Source organism: Mesorhizobium sp. M8A.F.Ca.ET.207.01.1.1, from assembly GCF_004794715.1.
Lineage (GTDB): Bacteria > Pseudomonadota > Alphaproteobacteria > Rhizobiales > Rhizobiaceae > Mesorhizobium.
In genome coordinates, this window is sequence record NZ_SRUS01000005.1 from 247,666 (window position 1) to 267,584 (window position 19,919).

Consider the following 19,919-nt stretch of genomic DNA (forward strand, 5'->3'; position numbering starts at 1 on the left):
GCATGGCCGTGCAAAACCTGCTCCTCAGTTATTACGGCGACGACCTCACCGGGTCGACCGACGTCATGGAGGCGCTCGAACTCGGCGGCGTGCCGACCGTGCTGTTCATGCGCCAGCCCGACCAGTCCCTGCTGGCGCGATTTTCGCATTGCCGCGCGGTTGGCCTGGCGGGCATCAGCCGAAGCGAAACGCCGCAATGGATGGAGGAAAACCTGACGCCGGCCTTCGAATGGCTGAAAGGCCTCGGGGCGGCGGTCTGCCATTACAAGATCTGTTCGACCTTCGATTCCAGCCCGGCGGTCGGCAGCATCGGCCGCGCCACCGAGATCGGCAGGCGCATTTTCGAGGCGGCAAGCGTGCCGATGGTGGTCGGCGCGCCACAGCTCAAGCGCTACACTGCCTTCGGCAACCTCTTCGCGGCGTTCCGCGGCGCATATTTCCGCATCGACCGGCATCCGGTGATGAGCAGGCATCCGGTGACGCCGATGGACGAGGCCGACTTGCTCGTCCACCTTTCGCGCCAGACCAGCCTTAGTTCCGGCCTAGTCGACCTGGCAACGTTGCAGGCGGACGATCTCGCGCAGACGGTCGACCAAGTCCTGCAAGACAAGGATATCGTCCTGTTCGACGTCGACAGCCACCAGACGCAGAAACGCGTCGGCGAACAACTCTGGCGTATCCACGGGAAGGGCCATGGTTTCGTCGTCGGATCCTCGGGCGCCGAATATGCCTTGCTGGCCGAATGGGCGGCCAAGGGCATCGTATCGGGGCATGCCGCATTCGCACCGCCCGGCCCCGTGGATCGGCTCGCCGTGGTGTCGGGTAGCGTCTCCCCTACCACGGAAAAACAGATCCGCCACGCGCTTGCTCACGGGTTCGACGGCGTCGAGATGGATGCGATGCGACTGGTCTGCGAAGGCGCCGGCGAAGCGACCGAGCAGGCGGTCGCGGCCGGGTTGGCGAGCCTGGCCAAGGGCCGCAGCGTCATCCTCTACTCCGCGCTTGGTCCACAGGCCGATCGCGGTGCTGAGATCGACCGGATCGAGGGCGCCCGGAACACACTCGGACGGGCGCTGGGAACCATCCTGCGCAGGCTGATCGCCGAGCAGAAACTCAAGCGCGCCGTGATTGCCGGCGGCGACACCTCCAGCCACGCGCTCGGACAATTGGCCATCGACGCGCTGACCGTGCGCATGCCGTTGCCGCAGTCACCGGGGTCGCCGCTCTGCGTCGCCCATGGCGGCGGCGCGATAGACGGCCTTGAGATCGCGCTGAAGGGCGGCCAGGTCGGCACCGACGCCTATTTCGAGACCATCCGGCTGGGGAGCTAATACAGCGGCTTGCCCAGGTGTTTCGGCGTCGGCCACTGCGCCGTGATGCCGGGCTGCACCGGCCGTTCGAGGTAAGTCGCCAGAACCACGTAGCTGCGCGTCGAAGTGACTCCGGGTGTCTCGTAGAGACGCAACAGCAGGCCTTCGAGTGCCTTGGTGTCCTCGGTACGCACCTTGAGCAATACGCAGGTATCGCCGGCGACGGTATGGATCTCCTCGACCTCGGGATATTCCGAGATCGCCATCAGTTCCGGGGTCTTGCCCCAGCCACTGGTGTCGATGTGGACGAAGGTGAGCAGCGGCTTCCGCACCGCGTTGGGATCGATGATGGCGGCCGTGTTGCGGATGGCGCCGCTGCGCCGGAGCCGCTTGACCCGCTCATGCGCTGCCGGCGGCGACAGGCCGACGCGATCGCCAAGCTCGGCATAGGTGACCGTCGCGTCGTCGACCAGAACGCCTAATATTTTTCGGTCGGTCGCGTCGACATCCCGGGCCGCCGGCCTGTTCCGCGGAATGCCATCTGTTTCTTCATCCATATCGATATTCCCGATTGTCACGGAATTTAATGCGGCCATTATGATGATATGTCGAACAACGATCAAGCCGCAGCCTTGGGCGCGGACACCAGACCGCCCATCCCGGCCCTCGCCTATCTGCTGACCGGATGCATCGCCGTGATCGGCTCGAATTCGCTGGTGCTGGGCCCGATCGCTCCGGCGGTGTCCGTATCGTTCTCGACCAGCGTTCCCATGGTGATGATGGCAGCGGCTGCCTTCGGCCTCGGCACGTCGGCGAGCGCCGTGTTCCTGGCACGCCATATCGACCGGGTCGGCGCGCGCCGGATGCTGCAGGCGGCCCTGCTGCTGCTGGCATTGGCCTTGGTCGCCAGCGCCGCCGCGCCTACCGTGACAGCGCTGGTTGCGGCACAGCTTGTCGCCGGCATTGCCGCCGGCGTCGCCATGCCGGCAATCTACGCCAGTGCCGCGGCCATCGCTCCGCCCGGCCGCGAAAGCGGCACGATCGGCGTGGTGCTGACCGGATGGACGCTCAGCATGGTGGCCGGCGTTTCCCTGTCGGCGGTGCTTGCCGATCTCGTTCACTGGCGTGCCGTCTTCGCCGCTGTCGCCGTGCTGGCCGCGCTGGCGCTCGGCGGCCTCACCGCATCGTCGCTGCCGGATGTCAGGAAGGCCGGACCGGCGCCCGCCCCGCTCGCGGCGCTGAACATTCCCGGCATTGTGCCGCTTCTGATTGCCTGCGGCGCCTTCATGACCGCCTTCTACGGTGTCTATGGCTATCTTGGCGATCACCTTCACAGCGGACTGGGGCAGCCGGTCAGCGCCAACGGCCTGGCCGCGCTCGCATACGGGGCGGGCTTCGGCACGGCGGCGCTCTTCGACGGCATCATCGATCGCCTTGGCGCAAGGCGTGTCATGCCTTTCGCCTATCTGCTCGTCGCCATGGTCTACGTGGCGATCGCCGCAACCAGCGACAGCTATGGCCTGACGCTCGCCATGGTCGCGGCCTGGGGGCTCGCCAATCATTTCGGGCTGAACGTGCTGGTGATGCGCCTGTCGGCGCTCGATCCGTCACGGCGGGGCACGATAATGGGCCTGAACAGCGCGGTGACCTACCTCGCGGTGTTTGTCGGCACCACCGGCTTCGGGCCGCTCTATTCCGGCTTCGGCTTTGCCGCCTGCGCGATGGTCGCGGCGGTGCTCATGCTGATTGCCGCCTCGGCCGCAGCGTGGCGCAGCCGGTAGAGCCAGCGTCTCATCGCATTGCTCCAGTCGACAGAACGTGATTGGCCACCAGCCCTTGGCGCGTTGACAGCGGCACCCCTGCCCTTCCATACAAAGCCGTTAATGTTCTCAGGGCGGGGTGAAAGTCCCCACCGGCGGTAAGGACTCCCAGTTGCGCATGAGGCTTTTCCGAAAACCGTTTCCGGTTTTCGGGGTCATGCGCGGGACCCAAGCCCGCGAGCGCCTTCCAGCAGTTGGAAGGGTCAGCAGATCCGGTGTGATTCCGGAGCCGACGGTTAAAGTCCGGATGGAAGAGAACGAAACGGAAAACGAACCGCCCCGGCGGGTCGGATTTCGTATCGTGCGTCCTGATTCTGGTTCGAAACGGAAGGATGGACCCATGAATCAGCATTCCCACAAAGACTATGAAACAATCCGCATCGCCGTCATCAGGGCGCGCTGGCACGCCGACATTGTCGACCAGTGCGTGAAGGCGTTCGAGGCCGAACTGGCCGAGATGGGCAGCGGGCGCTTTGCCGTCGACATCTTCGACGTGCCCGGCGCCTATGAAATCCCGCTGCATGCCAAGACGCTCGCCGGCACCGGCCGCTACGCCGCGATCCTCGGCACTGCGTTCGTCGTCAATGGCGGCATCTACCGGCACGACTTCGTCGCCAGCGCCGTCATAGACGGCATGATGAACGTGCAACTTTCGACCGGGGTGCCGGTGCTTTCGGCGGTGCTCACGCCGCACAATTTTCACGACAGCGCCGAGCATCACCGCTTCTTCTTCGAGCACTTCTCGGTCAAGGGCAAGGAAGCGGCCAACGCCTGCGTGCAGATTCTCGCGGCGCGGGAAAAGATCGCGGCATGAAATCTTCCCGGCCGGGTGGAAATCGCGATAACACCCGGTAGTATTTGCGAAAATACCGAGTTCGGGAGGATGCCGGTGCAGACCAAGAAGATCATCAATGACGGCAACCGTGCCGTCGACGAAATGCTCGAAGGGATCCTGGCCGCGCATCCTCGCCATCTCGCAAGCGTGGACGGCAGCCCGCGCTCGATCATCGCCCGCGACGGGCCACGGCCCGGCAAGGTCGGGCTGGTGATCGGCGGCGGTTCCGGCCACGAGCCGACCTTTCTCGGCTTTGTCGGCAAGGGGCTGGCGGACGCGGCGGCAATCGGCAACGTCTTTGCCTCGCCGCCACCGGATCCGATCCTGGAATGCGCCAAGGCGGTCAGCGGCGGCACTGGCGTCTTGTTCATGTACGGCAACTATGCCGGTGACGTGATGAATTTCGACATGGCGGCCGAGATGGCCGGCATGGACGACATCGATGTGCGCACGGTGCTCACCACCGACGACGTCGCCTCGGCGCCGCGCGACCAGCGGCACAAGCGCCGTGGTGTCGCCGGCAATTTCTTTATCTTCAAGGCTGCCGGAGCCGCCTGCGACCGGATGCTGTCCCTGGACGAGGTCGAGCGCATCGCGCGCAAGGCCAACGACCACACCTTCACCATGGGCGTGGCGCTGTCGCCCTGCTCGCTGCCGCAGACGCGGCGGCCGAATTTCGAGATCGGCGCGGACGAGATGGAGATCGGCATGGGCATCCATGGCGAACCCGGCATCGCGCGCGGCAAGCTCGGGACCGCCGACGAAATTACCGACGAGATGCTCGACAAGATTTTCGCCGAGATGGCGCCGAAGCGCGGCGACAAGGTCGCGGTGCTGGTCAATTCACTGGGCTCGACGCCGCTGATGGAACTCTACATCATGAACCGACGGGTCAAGCAGAGATTGGACGCAATCGGCGTTTCCATCCATGCCACCTGGGTCGGCAATTACTGCACGTCCCTGGAAATGGCCGGTGCCTCGGTGACGCTTTTCCATCTCGACGAAGAATTGCAGGCGATGCTCGACCACCCCTGCGACTGCGCCATGTTCCGTGCCGGCTGAGGAGCGCCCCATGACCATCGGTGCCTCCGACCTGAAAAGAATGTTCGACGCGATCGCGGTGGCGATCGAGGCCGACAGGGACCGGCTTTGCCAGCTCGACGGCGTCATCGGCGACGCCGACCACGGTATTGCCATGGCGCTCGGGTTCAACGCCGTGCGCGATGCGCTGGCATCGCTCGACCTTGCGGCGACCGAGCCGACCGCGCTCCTCAACACGGCGGCGAAATCGTTCCTCAATGCCGTCGGCGCGTCCTGCGGCCCGCTCTATGCCACGGCCTTCATGCGTGCAGCCGCCGCAGTCAAGGGCAAGGCGACGCTGGCGGATGCCGAATTCATCGCCCTGCTGCAGGCCATGGCGCAAGGCATCAAGGATCGCGGCAAGGCCGAGATCGGCGAAAAGACCATGGTCGATGCCTGGCAACCGGCGGCGGAAGCGGCTGGCGCCAGCAATGCAGGGGGAAAGAGCCTTGCCGACAGTCTGCAGGCAGCCCTTGCCGCTGCCAAGCGCGGTGCTGAATCGACCAAGGACATGATCGCCGCCAAGGGCCGCTCGTCGCGGCTCGGCGAACGGTCGCTCGGGCACATGGACCCGGGCGCGGCCTCAGCCGTCACCGTCATCGGCGCGATGACGCGGAGCCTGGCTTAGGCCTTCGCCGCGTCGAGCTTGTTGATCGCCTGGACGTTGCCGGCCGACGGCCCCTTCTCGTCGAACTCCGAGGCCAGCCACCTATCGACAATGGCCTTGGCCAGTTCCGGCCCGATGACGCGCGCGCCCATGGTGATGATCTGGGCATTGTTGGATTTCGCCGCGCGCTCGGCCGAGTAGGTGTCGTGGGTAAGCGCGGCGCGGATGCCCGGCACCTTGTTGGCCGAGATCGAGACGCCGATGCCGGTGCCGCAGAACAGGATGCCACGGTCGTTCTCGCCTTCGACGATCGTCCGGGCGAGTTTCTGCGACAGGTCGGCATAGAAGCCGGCCTGGCTGAGGTCGCTGACGGTGAGGCCGGGCTTGGTCGCCAGATGCGCGGCGATGACGTCGAGCAGCGGCTTGCCGGCGCTGTCGGCTCCGATGGCTATTTTCATGGTGATGTCCTTTCTGACTGAATGCGTTTTTCGATTGGTTCAGATCGCGGCCGAGGCGCGGCGCAGGATGTCGATATAGCCCTCGGCCTGCCAGGCGGAACGGCCGATGAACAGGCCGTCAATGTTGGGCTGGCCGATCAGCTCGGCGGCATTGCCGGGATTGACGCTGCCGCCATAGAGCACCGGCGGAACGGACGGCAGCAGGCCGGCGGCGACCTGCTTGATCAGCGCTTGCTGCCTGTCGGCATAGTCGGAACTGGCCGGGACGCCCTTGTCGCCGATCGCCCAGACCGGCTCGTAGGCGAACAGGATCTCTGCTCCCCTCGCCTCGTCGTCGAGGAATTGCAATGCACCCTCGACCTGAGCGGTCAGCACCGCATCGGCCTTGCCGCTTTCGCGCTCGGCCAGCGTTTCGCCGACACAGATCAGCGGTATCAGTCCATGCCTGACCGCCGCCGCCGTCTTCAGCCCGACCGTACGGTCGGTCTCGCCGAAATGTTCGCGCCGCTCGCTGTGGCCGAGTTCGACCAGGTCGAGGCCGCAATCGTTCAGCATTACCGGCGAGATCTCGCCGGTCCAGGCGCCGGCATCGACCCAATGCATGTTCTGCGCGCCGACCTTGATGCGCGTTGCCGACAGCGCCCGCTTGACCTCGCGCACCGCCGTGAAGGGCGGGATGACGAAAGGCTGGATGCGATCGTCGAAACCCGGCACGAAGCCGGCCAGTGCCCCGGCAAAATCAAGCGCCTCGGCCAGCGTCTTGTTCATCTTCCAGCTTGTACCGACCCAGTAAACCACGCGTACTCTCCTTGACCCTCAATCCTTGTCGGCGACGACCGTCAGCGAAACCCCCGCCGCATCCAGCGTCGCGCGCATCCCGGGCTCTGGCTCGCGCCCGGTGAAGACGGCGTCGAATGCGCTGAGATCGGTCAGGAAATGCAGTGCGCTGCGGCCAAACTTGCCGTGATCGACCAGCAGGTATTTGCGGGTCGCCGCGGCCATCATCAGCCGCTTGGCCTGCACCACTTCCTGATCTTGATGGAAGGCGGAGGCGCCATGGATGGCGGATGAGGACAGGAAGGCGACGTCGGCGCGCAGCGACCGCAGCGACGCCTCTGCGAGCAGGCCGAAGAAGCCATGGAATTTCTTCGAGTACTGGCCGCCGAGCGCGATCAGGTTGATGCCTCCGGCACCGGCCAGATCCTGGATGACGGCGAAGTTGTTGGTGATCACCGTCAGCGGCCTGAGATCGGCGAGATGCCGCGCGATGCCGCCCGCCGTCGAGCCGTCGTCGATGATGACCGTCTGGCCGGGTTCGATCACGGCCACGGCGGCCGCCGCAAGGCGCTGCTTTTCCCCGATCGCCTGCTTCTGCCGGTAGCGAAAATCGCTTTCAAACAGGCTGCTCGGCTGGATCGAGGCGCCGCCGCGCACCTTGCGCAGGAAGCCGCTCTCCTCGAGCTCGTCCAGGTCGCGATGCACGGTCATCCTGGAGACGCCAAAACGCGAAGCGAGGTCGTCGACGCTCGCCGCGCCGGCATCCACCAGGAAATCCATGATGCCTTGCCGTCTGTTGTCGCTCTTCATTGTCGCCGACTCGCCAACGCAGAACTCCGGCTGCTTGATCGAGCCCAGATATAACAGACATCGTCGCGCATGTATCACAATTTTTGTTATAATGAGATATTTCCATGGGATATTTCGCCGGCTTTTATCGCGCCGCTGTAACAAGAATTGCGGCCGGGACGGTCTGTCACGGTTGCGGTTGCGCGGAATTCCGGCCAGAAGCATCGGTGGGCTGAACGATGCGCGGACAGCCCGCAACCACAGGTTTGAAACCAGATACGGGAGACTAATCGTTGGCTCGCATCACACTGAGACAATTGCTCGATCACGCCGCCGAATACGGCTATGGCGTGCCGGCCTTCAACATGAACAACATGGAACAAGGCCTCGCCATCATGGAGGCCGCGGAGGAGACCAAGTCGCCGGTCATCCTGCAGGCAAGCCGCGGCGCGCGCGCCTATGCCAATGACGTGGTGCTGGCCAAGCTGATCGACGCGCTGGTGGAAATCCACCCGGACATCCCGGTCTGCATGCATCTCGACCATGGCAACAACGAAGCCACCTGCGTCACAGCCATCCAATACGGCTTCACCTCGGTGATGATGGACGGTTCGCTCAAGGAAGACGGCAAGTCGCCGGCCGACTATGCCTATAATTCCGGCATCACCAAGCGCGTCGTCGACATGGCGCATTGGGGCGGCGTCTCCGTGGAAGGCGAGATCGGCGTTCTGGGTTCGCTGGAGAGCGGCGGCGGCGAGCAGGAAGACGGCCACGGCGTCGAAGGCGCGATCAGCCACGACCAGCTCTTGACCGATCCGGTGCAGGCCGAACAGTTCGTGCGCGACACCCATGTCGATGCGCTGGCGGTGGCCATGGGCACCAGCCACGGCGCCTATAAATTCTCGCGCAAGCCCGACGGCGCGGTGCTGGCGATGAACGTCATCGAGGAGATCCACCGCCGCCTGCCGAACATGCATCTGGTCATGCACGGATCGTCCTCCGTGCCGGAGGACCTGCAGGAGATCATCAACAAATATGGCGGCCAGATGAAGCCGACCTGGGGCGTGCCGGTGGAAGAGATCCAGCGCGGCATCAAGCATGGCGTGCGCAAGATCAACATCGACACCGATAACCGCATGGCGCTGACCGGCGCGATCCGCAAGGTGCTGACCGAGAACCCGAGCGAGTTCGACCCGCGCAAATACCTGACACCGGCGATGGCGGCGATGAGGAAGCTCTGCAAGGAGCGCTTCGAACAGTTCGGCACCGCCGGCAATGCGCCTAAGATCAAGCCGCTGCCGGTCTCGGAAATGGCCAAGCGCTACAAGTCGGGCAGCCTCGACCCGAAATTTGGCTAAGTTCGATCCATCTGCATTTTACGGGCAGGAGCTCTACCGGCTCCTGTCCATTTCTATCCAGCGTTCGGCAGCAGGTCAGCCCTGCCGGTCTCGATGAAGGGCGCCCAATAGTCGACCGACTCGCGGATCATGGCGACCACCTGATGGTCGACCGGCTCGCGCTCGCGGAACGACAGTTCGAGGCAGATTTCGTTGTCGGTGCCGCCGCCGCGCCGCACCGTTTCCAGCAGCTTTTCAGGCGTGATGCGGCCGTCCTTGTTGTGGGCTGCGGTGAACGGCCAGTGGCCGCCCTTGTTCATCGAGGATTGCTTGATGTGGATGATCGGCGACTTCAGGGGGAAGGCTTCGGCCCAGGCATAGGGATCGATGTCGGCTGGGTTGGAGGAGGTCACGTCGCCATGGTCGATGTCGACCATCATCTCAAGCGGAATGGCCATGCCGGCCGCATCGATCGCATCCTGCAGCATCCGGCAGTTTTCGATGGTGTGGCCGAACTCGCGGCCGACCGACATCGGCTCCCAGAACAGGTAGGTCAGGCCTGCCGCCCGGGCGTGTTCGGCGACCTCGCGCCAGCAGTCCAGCGCGATGTCGAACAGGCGCGCGCGACGGTCGGGATCGTCGAAGTCGCGATGCGTGAAGATGGCGAACTGCGTGCCCATGCCGCCGGCGCCAAGCTCGGCCGAGATATCGGCGAAGGTCTTGAACCAGTCGACATAGTAGCGGCGCACGTCAGCATCGGGATGGCCGAAATGGTTGAGCCGGCCGTAGGGGCCGGTCATGCCTGAGGTGACGCGCACGCCGGTGCGGTTCAAGGCGTTGCGGAACAGGCGGACGAATTTGACGATCGTCGCCGCCGGCCAGCCTGGATTGACGAATTCATGCGTGAGCTGTATGTCCCTGATACCGATGCCGTAGGCAATGGTCTCGATCAGATCGTCCGGCTCCGCGAAGCGGTTGACCAGCGGATTGGTGTTGAGGGAGAGCGTGAAGGCCAAGGTCGCTATCCCTTCAACGCCGTCGCCGAACAGGGGCCATGAGCGCCATCAGCCTGCCCTCGCCTGCCGGCTCGCGCACCAATGCTCGAAGGCCGACTTCTCCTCGGCGGACAGATGCAGGCCGTGCTTGGTGCGCCGTTCGAGAATATCGGCCGCGTCTTGCGCCCATTCCTGTTCGAAGAGGTAGTTCGCCTCGCGCTCAAAGAAATCCTTGCCGAAGCACCGGCCCAGGGCGGCGAGCGAACGGGCGCCGCCAACTACGGACGGCGTTCTGGTGCCGTAGAGCCGGCCGTAATGCTTGAGCAGCGATGCCGGCATCCATGGATACTCATTTGCGAGGTCGCCGAGAAACTGCTCGAAGTCGGCATTGGCGATGTCGCCGCCGGGCAAATGCGCCTTCGCTGTCCAGGGCTTGCCCATCTTCGGAAAGAACGGTGCGATCCTGTCCAGCGCATGCTCGGCCAGTTTGCGGAAGGTGGTGATCTTGCCGCCGAAGACGGAGAGCAGCGGCGCCTGCGCCTCCGGCGCGTCGAGCTCGAAAATATAGTCGCGGGTCACCGCACTCGGATTGTCGGCGTTGTCGTCATAGAGCGGCCTGACGCCGGAGAAGGAATAGACCACGTCGTTGCGCGCAAGGCCGCGCTTGAAATAGCGGTTGACCACTCTGATGAGGTAATCGATCTCGCTCTCATCCGCGGTCACGTCCTCGGGCCGGCCTTCGTAGGGAATGTCGGTGGTTCCGATCAGCGCGAGATCGTTCTGGTAGGGATTGATGAAGATGACGCGCTTGTCGCTGTTCTGGACGAGATAGGCCTGCCGGCCCTCCCAGAACTTGGGCACGACGATATGGCTGCCCTTGACCAGGCGGACATTGCGCCTCGAGTTCTGGCCGGCAACGCGGTTGACGATGTCGTTGACCCAGGGACCGGCGGCATTGATCAGCGCGCGCGCCCGCACACTGGTCTTGATACCGGTCCTGACGTCGCGCATTTCGATGACCCAGAGGCCGCCCTCGCGGCGGGCGGCGGTGCAGGCGGTGCGGGTGAAGACCTTCGCTCCCCGTTCGGCCGCGTCGAGCGCGTTGATGACGACGAGGCGGGCATCGTCGACCCAGCAGTCGGAATATTCGAAGCCGCGCTTGAAACTGTCCCTGATCGGCGCGCCCTCGGGCGCGGTGCGCAGGTCAAGCGTGCGGGTGGCGGGCAGCCGCTTGCGGCCGCCGAGATGGTCGTAGAGGAACAGGCCGAGCCGCACCAGCCATGCCGGCCGGTCGTCCGGGCTGTGCGGCAGCACGAAGCGCATCGGCCAGATGATGTGCGGCGCCGATTCCAGCAGGACCTCGCGCTCGATCAGCGCCTCGCGCACCAGGCGGAATTCGTAATATTCGAGATAGCGCAGGCCACCATGGACGAGCTTGCCTGATCTCGAACTGGTGCCTTGGGCGAGATCGTCCTTTTCGCACAGGATGACCGAAAGCCCGCGGCCGGCGGCATCGCGCGCGATGCCGGCGCCGTTGACGCCGCCGCCGATGACGAAAAGGTCGACGATGTCAGGGCCGCCGCTCATCTCGTGTCCATGCCGGGTTTGCGCTCCATCGCCGTCGCTCTCAGCACGGATTGACCGGAGGCAGGCCGGCCAGGTAGCGGCGCACCTCCTCGGCGGCCTGCTCGGCGGCATAGGTCACCGTGCGCACCGAAGCGCCGGCGATATGCGGCGTCAGCGTCACGTTGGGCAGCTGCAGCAATGGCCAGTCCGATGGCACCGGCTCGACCGCGAAGGTTTCCAGCATGGCGCTGGCGATCTGCCCCGAAACAAGCGCCTCGTAGAGCGCGTCATAGTCGACCAGCGGACCGCGCGCGGTGTTGACGAAGATCACGCCAGGCTTCATCCGCCCGATTGTGTCCTTGCCGATCAGGCCGCGTGTCTCCTGCGTCACCCGCGAATGCAGCGTCACCACGTCGGAGCGCGACAGGAGATCGTCGAGCGCAACCAGTTCGACGCCGGCGTTGCGGTCCTCGGCGCTCAACTGCACATAGGGATCGCTGACCAGAACATGGCAGCCGAAGGCGCGCAGCAGGCGCACCACTTTCGTGCCGATATTGCCGTAGCCGACGACGCCGACCGTCATTTCGCCGAGTTCGCGACCGGTGCGGTCGGCACGGTAGAGATCGCCGCGCCATTCCCCCTTGCGCAGGGCTTCGTGGCCGACACGGATCAGCCGCGTTTCGGCCAGGATGGCGCCGATGGTGAACTCAGCCACGGCGGTGGCATTGCGGCCAGGCACGTTGACCACGGTGATGTCCTGCGCCCTGGCCGCTTCCATGTCGATGTTGATCGGCCCGCCGCGCGACACCGCCACCAACTTGAGATCAGGCAGGCGCCGCATCATGCTTTCCGACAAGGGCGCGAGCTGGGTGACGAGGACTTCGGCATCGCCGATGAAATCGACGACCTCGTCGGGATGGCCGAAGTACTCCTTGACCTTGTCGAGGCCGAGTGCCGGATTGCCGAACTCCATGGGCTCGTCGGGCCAAGCCGTCTGCAATGTCCTGATATCGAGGTCGCCGCTGGCGACCTTCTCGATTTTGGCGCGAAACACCTCCGGCAGCATGAAGTTGTCGCCAATGATCGCTATCTTTTTACGCATACTCGACTTCTCAATTTTCCTGCGATGTGGCCATGGCACGCCAGACCGGCCGCAGGGCCTGGTGCGCCAGCATGTAGGACGGAGTCATCCTGTCGTAGATCGCTGCGAGGGCCGGGTCGCTCGGCTCGGCCTCGCCGAGCAACGGCGTCACCCATTCGCCGACGCATTCGTCCATGGAGGCGTATTGGCCGACGCAGACCGCGGCGATCATTGCCGCACCGGCCGCACCGGCCTCCTCACGCGCGCTGGTGCGCGTGTCGGCGCCGATGGCCGCGCCCAGTATCTTGCGGAGCGCCGGGCTTCTGGCGGCGCCGCCGGTCAGGCGGATTTCGCGTGGCAGCGGCCCCATGGCGGCGTAGCAGTCGCGCGCCGCGAAGGCCAAGCCTTCGAAAACGGCGCGCACCAGATCGGCGTAGCCGTGCCGCGAGGAAATGCCGACGAAACCGGCCCTGGCATTGGCATCGACGAACGGTCCCCGCTCGCCGGCTTCCGACACGTAAGGCTGGTAGAGCAGCGAAGCCGGCCGCGAGGCCGCGATCCAGGCGTCGACCAGCGCGATCATCTCGCCATTGCTGCGGGTTATGCCTTGCGAGGCGAGAATGCCCGAGGCAAGCCCGAGCACCCAGTCGATGTTGAGCGTCGCCGCCATGTTGGACTGCATCTGTGCGAACACGCCGGGCGCCGGCATCGCCATGGTGTAGCCGGTCGCCGCCTCGTTGAGCTGCACATCGTCGGGCGTCTCGGCCAGCCGCATATGCATGCCGGTGGAACCGATGATCGAGCAGCCAGGCTTGCGCTCGCGGTCGAGAAGGCCGGCGCCGAGCGCGGTGCAGACGACGTCGACATAACCGAGCACGACAGGTGTCCCGGCGAGCATGCCGGTGACGGCCGCGGCGGCCGGCGACAGTCCGGTGCTGTGCCTGGTGCCGTCGACGATCGGCGGCAGCAGGTGCCTGAGATCGGCGACGCCGAGGACGTCGAGCACATCGTCGCTATAATCGCGGGTGCGGAAGTCGCCGAAGGTGAAAGTCCCTTCGGACGGATCGGTGGCGCGCTCGCCGGTCAGCTTGAAATAGAGCCAGTCCTTGCAGTGAAAGGCGGTGGCCGCCTTGCCGAGCATTTCAGGCATGGTGCGCTTCATGAAGACGAACTGCGAGCCCTGCTGGCAGGCGGCGAGCCCGCTGCCGGTCTTTTCGAAACGGAGCCGGTCATCGGGCCGCGCGCGGATTTCCTCGACGACGCCGGCGGCGCGCGCGTCGAGCCAGAGCCAGCCCTTCGCCACCGGCTCGCCCTTGCCGTCGATCAGCCAAGTGCCGTCGCCCTGCCCGGTGACCGCAATGGCGACGGTCCGGCTGGCGAGATCGGGCACCTTGTCGGCGAGCTGGCGCAGGGTCGTGGCGGCATCGGCCCAGGTGCGCGCCAGATCCTGTTCGGCGCCGCCGCCCGGCAGCGTCTCATAATGGTTCGGCGTCGCCGCCGCCGCGATCTGGCGGCCCTTCGTGTCGAAGGCGATGGACTTGATGACGGAGGTGCCGGCGTCGATGCCGATGAATATGTCGCGCATCACGCGAGCTCCATGCCGTGCGAGATGGCCTTGCCGCTCGCCTGGTCGAAGACGTGCAGGTTTTTCGGATCGATGCTGACATTGATGGGCGCGCCGAGGTCGAGCCGGGTGCGGTCATGCTCGACCAGGACCAGCGAGCCGCCGGCGAAATCGGCTGCGATGTGGGTCTGGTCGCCGAGCCACTGGTTGGCCGAGACCGTGGCCGGGACACCTTCCTTCGAGCGCCGAACCGCGTAGGGCCTGATGCCGATGACCACCCGTTCGCGGCTGAGCAACTGGTCGCGCACCGGAGCGCTGAAGGCGTCCTTGTCATAGTCGAGCGACAGCCCGTCGGGCAGCCGCAGGTTGATGCGGCCGGCGCCGGTCCCGACAAAGGCCTCGAAGACGTTCATCGGCGGCTCGCCGACGAAGGTGCCGGTGAACAGGTTCGCCGGACGCTCCTTGATCCGGTCCGGCGTGTCGAACTGCTGCAGCACGCCGCCCTCCATCACCGCGATGCGGTCGGCGAGCGCATTGGCCTCGGTCTGGTCGTGGGTGACCAGGATCGCGGTCAGGCCGCGCTCCTTGATGAAGTGCTTGATACGGCCGCGCAGCACGGCGCGAAGCTGCGGCTCGAGTTGCCCCATCGGCTCGTCGAGCAGATGCAGGTCGGCTTCCCGGATCAACGCCCGCCCAAGACTGGCACGCTGCTGCTGGCCGCCGGAAATAGAGCTGGGATAGCGCTCCAATATGTCCTCGATCTCCAGCAGCTTGGCGATGCTGGCGACCTTGGCGTCGACCTCGCTCCTGGGCAACCTTGCGGCCTTGAGGGCAAAGGCCATGTTCTCGCGCACCGTCAGCGGCGGATAGAGAGAGTAGCCCTCGAAGGCCATCGCCACATTGCGTTTGACCGGCGGCAAGGTGTGGACCTGGCGACCGGCGACCGCGATCGCGCCGCGCGAGACCTCCTCGAAGCCGGCGATCATGCGCAAGGTCGAGGTCTTGCCGCAGCCGGACGAGCCGAGCAGTGCCACGATCTCGCCCTTGCCGATCTCCATAGTCAGGCTCTTGACGGCGTGAACGCCCCTGTCGATCGGACCATAGAATTTGTCGACGCCTGAAATGGTGAGTGCGCTGGCGCTCATGCCGCTTCTCCGCTGCGCAGATTGACGATGTTCTTGGCGCCGATGCGCTCGCCACTGGCGTGATCGAACAGCAAGGCGCTCTTGCCGTCGACGGCGATATGGGCCTTGCCCTCGCTGCGGCCCGGCGTTCCGGCCGGACGCGAGACCAGGATTTCACGGCCGCGCACGGTGCGCACCAAGGTGACGATCTTCTCGTTGAGCGGCGTCTCGGCCTCGACTGTCACCGGAATGGCGCCGGGCTCGTTGTCGCCAACGAAATGCAGTGCCTCGGGCCGCAGCCCGATGATGCAGTCGCGGCCGATGGCGGTCTCGGGAGCATCGGTGAGATGGACCTGGACATTGGACAGGCCGACATAGACCCCCCTGGCATCCCGCGCGGGCTTGACGTCGAGCAGGTTGATGGTCGGGTCGCCGAACAGCCGCGCGATCTCGATGTTGGCCGGCTCGCGATAGATCTGCTCGGGCGTGCCGAGCTGCCGGATGACGCCTTGCGACATGACCGCGATGCGGTCGCCGAGCGCCATGGCTTCCTTGTAGTCCTGGGTGACGTAGACGACGGTGGCCCCGCGATCGGCGAGCAGCCGCGGCAGTTCGAGCCGCATCTCGAAACGTAGCTTGGCATCGACATTGCGCAAGGGATCATCGAGCAGCAAAAGCGGCGGCGAACCGACAAGGGCACGGGCAAGGGCCGTGCGTTGCTTCTGGCCGTTGGAGAGCGCGCGCGGCTTGTGGGAGAGCACATGGCCGATCTTCAACAGCTTGGCGACGCTCTCGACGCCGGCCTTGATCGCGCCTTGCGAGGAACGCTTGGCCTCCAGCGGCGTGGCGATGTTGTCGAACGCGCTCATATGCGGAAACAGCGCGAAATTCTGGAACGCCATGCCGACGCCACGGAATTCCGCGTCGACATCGGTCATGTCCTCGCCGCCGATGAATATTTTGCCTTCCTCGGGGTCGATGACGCCGGCGACGAGGCGCAGCAGCACCGTCTTGCCGGCGCCGGAAGGCCCGAACAGCACCAGCGTCTCGCCGTCGGCGACGGTCAGCGACAGATTGTCGAGGACGGTCTGGCTCTTGTAGCGCTTGACGATATTTCTGAGTTCGAGGCTGGCCATGTCTATCCTTTCACCGCGCCGAGCGACAGGCCTTCGACCAGATAGCGCTGTGCGTAGAGGGCGAGCGCCAGCGTCGGCGTGATCGAGAGCACGATGGCCGCCGAGATCTGGCCGTACTGGATGCCTGACGAGGTGATGAAGGCGAGCGCACCGACAGTCACCGGCTGCTTGTCGGCCGAAGCCAGCACCAGCGCGAAGACGAAATTGTTCCAGGCGAAAATGAAGGCGAGCAGGCCGGCCGCCGCGATGCCGGGACCGGCGAGCGGCAGCGCGATCTTGCGGAAGGTGGCGAACCAGGAATGGCCCCCGATGCGATAGGCATATTCGATGTCGGCCGGAATGTCCTCGAAATAGCCGCGCACGATCCACAGGATCAGCGGCAGGCAGATCAGCTGGTAGACCCAGATCAGCCCGATATAGGTGTTGGCGAGGCCAAGCTTCTGGAAATAGAGGGTGAGCGGCAACAGCACCAAGAGCGCCGGCGCGAACTTGAACGACAGCAGCGTGAAGGCGATGTCCTCCGAGCCACGGAACTTGTGACGCGCGAAGGCGTAGGCGGCCGGCACGCCGAGCAGCAGCGACACCGCGACCGAGGTCACGGACAGGAACACGGAGTTCCAGAGATTGCGCATGAAGGCGATGTCGAGCGTGCCGGCGGCGGTCATCAGCTTGCCGGTGATAAGCGCCGTGTAGTTGGCAAGCGTCGGCTCGAAGATGAGCTGCGGCGGGATGCGCAGGATGGTCTCGTTGGTCTGGAACGACATCATGAAGATCCAGACGATCGGGAACATGAAGAAAATCACCACCAGCGTCAGCGCCGCGCCGCGCAGGATGCGTTCGAGCAAGGAGGTGTGTTCCATGGCCGCCTCCTATGCCTGGCCACGGGCGCGTTCGCGCAGCCGGAGCCAGTTCTTGATGAAGATGTTGGACAGGAAATAGGTGATCGCCCACAGGATGATCATCAGCGCCGCCGAGCGGCCGACATTGGTCGACTGGAAGAAGTTGAGATAGGCCTCGACCTGGAAGACCGTCAGCGTGTCGCCCGGCCCGCCCTGGGTCATCGCGTAGATGATGTCGAACTGCTGGATGGAATCGAGCAGGCGGAACAAAGTCGCCGTCAGGATGTAAGGCGTCAGCATCGGCAGCGTGATGCGGAAGAAGACGAAGCTCCTCGGCACGCCGTCGAGGGCCGCCGCCTCGAAAGGCTGGGTCGGCAGGCTTCGCAGGCCGGCAAGCAGCAGGATCATGATGAAGGGCGTGTAGACCCAGATGTCGACCAGCACCACGGTGAACAACGCCGTCGACGGCGACGAGGCCCAGCGGAAGTCCTGCAGCCCGATGAGGCTGGCGAGATAGCTCAGCACGCCGAAGCCGGGATTGGTCATCAGCTTCCACATCAGCGCCGCCAGTGCGGGCGCCGTCATCAGCGGCATCAGGAGCATGATCGAGATGAAGTTGTTGAGCGTCGAGCGCTTCTGCAGCAGCAGCGCGATAGCAAGACCCAAAAGCAGTTCCAGCACGACCGTGGTGCCGGCATAGAGCAGCGAGACCTTCAACGTGTTCCAGAACTTCGGATCGGTGAAGAAGGAGATGTAGTTGTCGCCCCAGTTGAACTGCCGCGCCCAGGGCTGGCTCAGCCGGTAGCGTTGGAACGAATAGACCACCGAGGTCAGGAACGGGATGAGGATGCCGATGCAGACCAGCAGAGCCGGCAGGCTGAGCACATAGGGCAGCACCCGCTTGCTGATCCTGAAGCCGGATGGCTTGAGCCTTTGCGATACCACCGCGGTCATCGAGCTGCTCCGTTGTTGCTGTCGCTTCGCCCTGCCGGCCGCCCAAGGGAGCAAGGCGGCCGGTCGGGCGAAATGGCGGTCACCTTTCGGCACCGCATCGCAAACATGAAAAGGTTTGACGAGGGCCGACCCGTCAAGCAGGCCGGCCCTCATTGCGACTTAACCGAGACCGGCTTCCTTGAGCTGGCCGTTGATGCTTTCGGCGAGCTTGTCGAGGCCCTCGTCGACCGGCACTTCCTTGGCCACCATCTTCTGCAGCGTCGCCGCCCATTCGGTGGTGAGGTCGAAGAACAGCGGCTGCGCGGTGAACTTGATCGAGGCGCCCGGCGCCGAGGCGTCGAACATCTCGACATAGCCGGGATAGCTCTTGTTCAGCTTCTCACGGAACATCTCGTCCTTCCACACCGATTGGCGGACCGGATTGACGAAGTCCATCTTGGTAGCGCCGAACAGCCCATGCTCCGGCCCGGAGGCCCATTGCATGAAGTACCAGGTGGCGTCCTTGTCCTTCGAGAAGTTGGACATCGCCAGCGACCAGATCCAGATGTTCGGTGTCGCCGCCTTGGCTGCCGGGTTGGCCTTGAAGCTAGCAAAAGCGAGCTTGCCGGCCATCTTGTTGTCGCCGCCATTCATGAAGTAACCGAGGATGTCGGCGTCGAAGATCATGGCCGAGGCGCCGGCGCCGAGATCGGCGCCGACCTGATACCAGGTATAGGTCGACCAGTCCTTGGGGCCGCTCTCCTGGATCATCTGAACCCATTGCTTGTGGAAAGCCTTGGACTGGGCGGTGTTCATCGCGGCCGACAATTTGCCATCGGCCGAGACGTTCAGGTCCTTCTGATCGAAATTGGCGTAGGCCGACAGGAAGCCGGGATGGATGGTCGCCCAGGAGCGCGAACCGCGCACGCCGATACCATAGACGCCACCACCGACATCCTTGGTGAGCTTGGCGGCCGCGGCCACCATCTCGTCCATGTTGCCGGGGATCTTGACGCCCGCCTTGTCGAACATGGCCTTGTTGTAGGTGATGTTGTTCTGCTCGAACCCCCACGGAATGCACCACTGCTTGGCATCATCCGAACCCAACGCGCCGCCCGGCTTGCCATTCCAGGCGCAGGAATTCTTGACGCCGGGCAGGAAGTCGTCCCAGGCATAGTTCGGGTTGGTCTTGGCCGGATCCTTGATCCATTCGTTGAGGTCGGTGATCCAGCCGGCTGGGCCGTAGGTCCAGGTCATGTAGGCGCCGGTCATGAAGGCGTCGTATTCGGGCGAGCTCGCCGACAGTGCCGCCGTCACCTTGTCGAAATAGACGTCTTCGGGGAAGACGTCATAGACGACGTTCATGCCGGTCAGCTTCTTGAAGTTCTCGAGGTCTGCGATCATGGCGTCGGCATAGGGATGCTTGTTGAGCAGGAGCTTGATGGTCTTGCCCTTGTGCGCCTGCCAGTCAAAGTCCGCGGCAAGCGCGCGGGTCTGGCCCAGATTGAGCAGCGTGCCGGCGGTGCCGGCGGCGAGGCCCATCGCACCCAGGCCCTTGATCAGTCCGCGACGGTCGACTTGTCCGCGCAGGAAGGCGTCTATGAGGTCTTTCTCTTTCTCATGCATTTCGTCTTCTCCTCCACAGGGTAGTTTCAACTGAACTGTTGC

The 19,919-nt window shown here is 64.6% G+C and carries 19 protein-coding genes and 1 riboswitch; of the genes, 6 read left to right on the forward strand and 13 right to left on the reverse strand.

The genetic code is table 11. The annotated features are described in order from the left end of the window. Positions 1-8: 8 nt before the first annotated feature. Positions 9-1,331, forward strand: a complete 1,323-nt coding sequence (locus EN850_RS16675) for a four-carbon acid sugar kinase family protein (RefSeq protein ID WP_135865413.1) — start codon at positions 9-11, stop codon at positions 1,329-1,331. Here the strand turns inward: EN850_RS16675 and EN850_RS16680 are convergent. After that, positions 1,328-1,867, reverse strand: a complete 540-nt coding sequence (locus EN850_RS16680) for an Lrp/AsnC family transcriptional regulator (protein ID WP_127277235.1) — start codon at positions 1,865-1,867, stop codon at positions 1,328-1,330. The genes EN850_RS16675 and EN850_RS16680 overlap by 4 nt on opposite strands. Positions 1,868-1,915: 48 nt before the next feature. On the opposite strand from EN850_RS16680, the gene EN850_RS16685 reads away from it, so the two are divergent. The 4 genes from EN850_RS16685 (at position 1,916) to dhaL (ending at position 5,673) form a co-directional block, all read left to right on the forward strand. Continuing rightward, positions 1,916-3,091, forward strand: coding sequence for an MFS transporter (locus tag EN850_RS16685; RefSeq protein WP_127870630.1), 1,176 nt, complete (start codon positions 1,916-1,918; stop codon positions 3,089-3,091). Between the two features lie 100 nt (positions 3,092-3,191). Next, positions 3,192-3,393: riboswitch (FMN riboswitch) on the forward strand. A 77-nt stretch (positions 3,394-3,470) separates the two neighbouring features. Beyond that, a complete protein-coding gene (locus tag EN850_RS16690; protein ID WP_127870629.1) occupies positions 3,471-3,944 on the forward strand; it encodes a 6,7-dimethyl-8-ribityllumazine synthase in 474 nt (157 codons plus the stop codon). Positions 3,945-4,019: 75 nt separating this feature from the next. After that, a complete protein-coding gene (locus EN850_RS16695; protein WP_127276399.1) occupies positions 4,020-5,027 on the forward strand; it encodes a dihydroxyacetone kinase subunit DhaK in 1,008 nt (335 codons plus the stop codon). Between the two features lie 10 nt (positions 5,028-5,037). Next, positions 5,038-5,673 carry a dihydroxyacetone kinase subunit DhaL gene (gene dhaL, locus EN850_RS16700; RefSeq protein WP_127870628.1) on the forward strand — a complete coding sequence of 212 codons (636 nt, stop codon included), beginning with the start codon at positions 5,038-5,040 and terminating at the stop codon, positions 5,671-5,673. Here the strand turns inward: dhaL and EN850_RS16705 are convergent. From EN850_RS16705 to EN850_RS16715, 3 genes are read right to left on the reverse strand one after another with little or no spacing between them, the layout of a single operon-like run. Then, the gene (locus tag EN850_RS16705; protein WP_127870627.1) at positions 5,670-6,110 is read right to left on the reverse strand and encodes an RpiB/LacA/LacB family sugar-phosphate isomerase; all 441 of its coding nucleotides are present in this window, start codon (positions 6,108-6,110) and stop codon (positions 5,670-5,672) included. The two genes, dhaL and EN850_RS16705, sit on opposite strands and share 4 nt — an antisense overlap. A 39-nt stretch (positions 6,111-6,149) precedes the next feature. After that, a complete protein-coding gene (locus EN850_RS16710; protein WP_127870626.1) occupies positions 6,150-6,908 on the reverse strand; it encodes a triose-phosphate isomerase in 759 nt (252 codons plus the stop codon). Between the two features lie 18 nt (positions 6,909-6,926). Beyond that, positions 6,927-7,697, reverse strand: coding sequence for a DeoR/GlpR family DNA-binding transcription regulator (locus EN850_RS16715; RefSeq protein ID WP_127870625.1), 771 nt, complete (start codon positions 7,695-7,697; stop codon positions 6,927-6,929). A 272-nt stretch (positions 7,698-7,969) separates the two neighbouring features. Here EN850_RS16715 and fba point away from each other — a divergent pair, with 272 nt between their 5' ends. Beyond that, a complete protein-coding gene (gene fba, locus EN850_RS16720) occupies positions 7,970-9,034 on the forward strand; it encodes a class II fructose-bisphosphate aldolase (RefSeq protein WP_095771163.1) in 1,065 nt (354 codons plus the stop codon). A 53-nt stretch (positions 9,035-9,087) separates the two neighbouring features. Here fba and EN850_RS16725 read toward each other — a convergent pair whose 3' ends face one another. The 9 genes from EN850_RS16725 to EN850_RS16765 all read right to left on the reverse strand — a co-directional run bounded on the left by EN850_RS16725 (position 9,088) and on the right by EN850_RS16765 (position 19,877). Further along, entirely contained in the window at positions 9,088-10,029 is a 942-nt protein-coding gene (locus tag EN850_RS16725; RefSeq protein WP_136091790.1) for a TIM barrel protein, read from the reverse strand. A 48-nt stretch (positions 10,030-10,077) separates the two neighbouring features. Further along, positions 10,078-11,595 carry a glycerol-3-phosphate dehydrogenase gene (locus EN850_RS16730; RefSeq protein WP_136091791.1) on the reverse strand — a complete coding sequence of 506 codons (1,518 nt, stop codon included), beginning with the start codon at positions 11,593-11,595 and terminating at the stop codon, positions 10,078-10,080. Positions 11,596-11,635: 40 nt separating this feature from the next. Continuing rightward, a complete protein-coding gene (locus EN850_RS16735) occupies positions 11,636-12,676 on the reverse strand; it encodes a 2-hydroxyacid dehydrogenase (protein ID WP_127276385.1) in 1,041 nt (346 codons plus the stop codon). Between the two features lie 10 nt (positions 12,677-12,686). Beyond that, the gene (locus EN850_RS16740) at positions 12,687-14,240 is read right to left on the reverse strand and encodes an FGGY-family carbohydrate kinase (RefSeq protein WP_127276383.1); all 1,554 of its coding nucleotides are present in this window, start codon (positions 14,238-14,240) and stop codon (positions 12,687-12,689) included. Then, on the reverse strand, positions 14,240-15,364 hold the full coding sequence (locus tag EN850_RS16745) for an ABC transporter ATP-binding protein (protein WP_127276381.1): 1,125 nt from the start codon (positions 15,362-15,364) through the stop codon (positions 14,240-14,242). The genes EN850_RS16740 and EN850_RS16745 overlap by 1 nt, the downstream gene beginning before the upstream one ends. Further along, positions 15,361-16,479 carry an ABC transporter ATP-binding protein gene (locus EN850_RS16750; RefSeq protein ID WP_127276379.1) on the reverse strand — a complete coding sequence of 373 codons (1,119 nt, stop codon included), beginning with the start codon at positions 16,477-16,479 and terminating at the stop codon, positions 15,361-15,363. Before EN850_RS16750 ends, EN850_RS16745 begins: the two co-directional genes overlap by 4 nt. Before the next feature lie 2 nt (positions 16,480-16,481). Then, a complete protein-coding gene (locus EN850_RS16755; RefSeq protein ID WP_127276378.1) occupies positions 16,482-17,339 on the reverse strand; it encodes a carbohydrate ABC transporter permease in 858 nt (285 codons plus the stop codon). Positions 17,340-17,348: 9 nt separating this feature from the next. Next, positions 17,349-18,272, reverse strand: coding sequence for a sugar ABC transporter permease (locus EN850_RS16760; RefSeq protein WP_015318968.1), 924 nt, complete (start codon positions 18,270-18,272; stop codon positions 17,349-17,351). Between the two features lie 159 nt (positions 18,273-18,431). Next, positions 18,432-19,877, reverse strand: a complete 1,446-nt coding sequence (locus tag EN850_RS16765; protein WP_136091792.1) for an extracellular solute-binding protein — start codon at positions 19,875-19,877, stop codon at positions 18,432-18,434. Between the last annotated feature and the right edge of the window lie 42 nt (positions 19,878-19,919).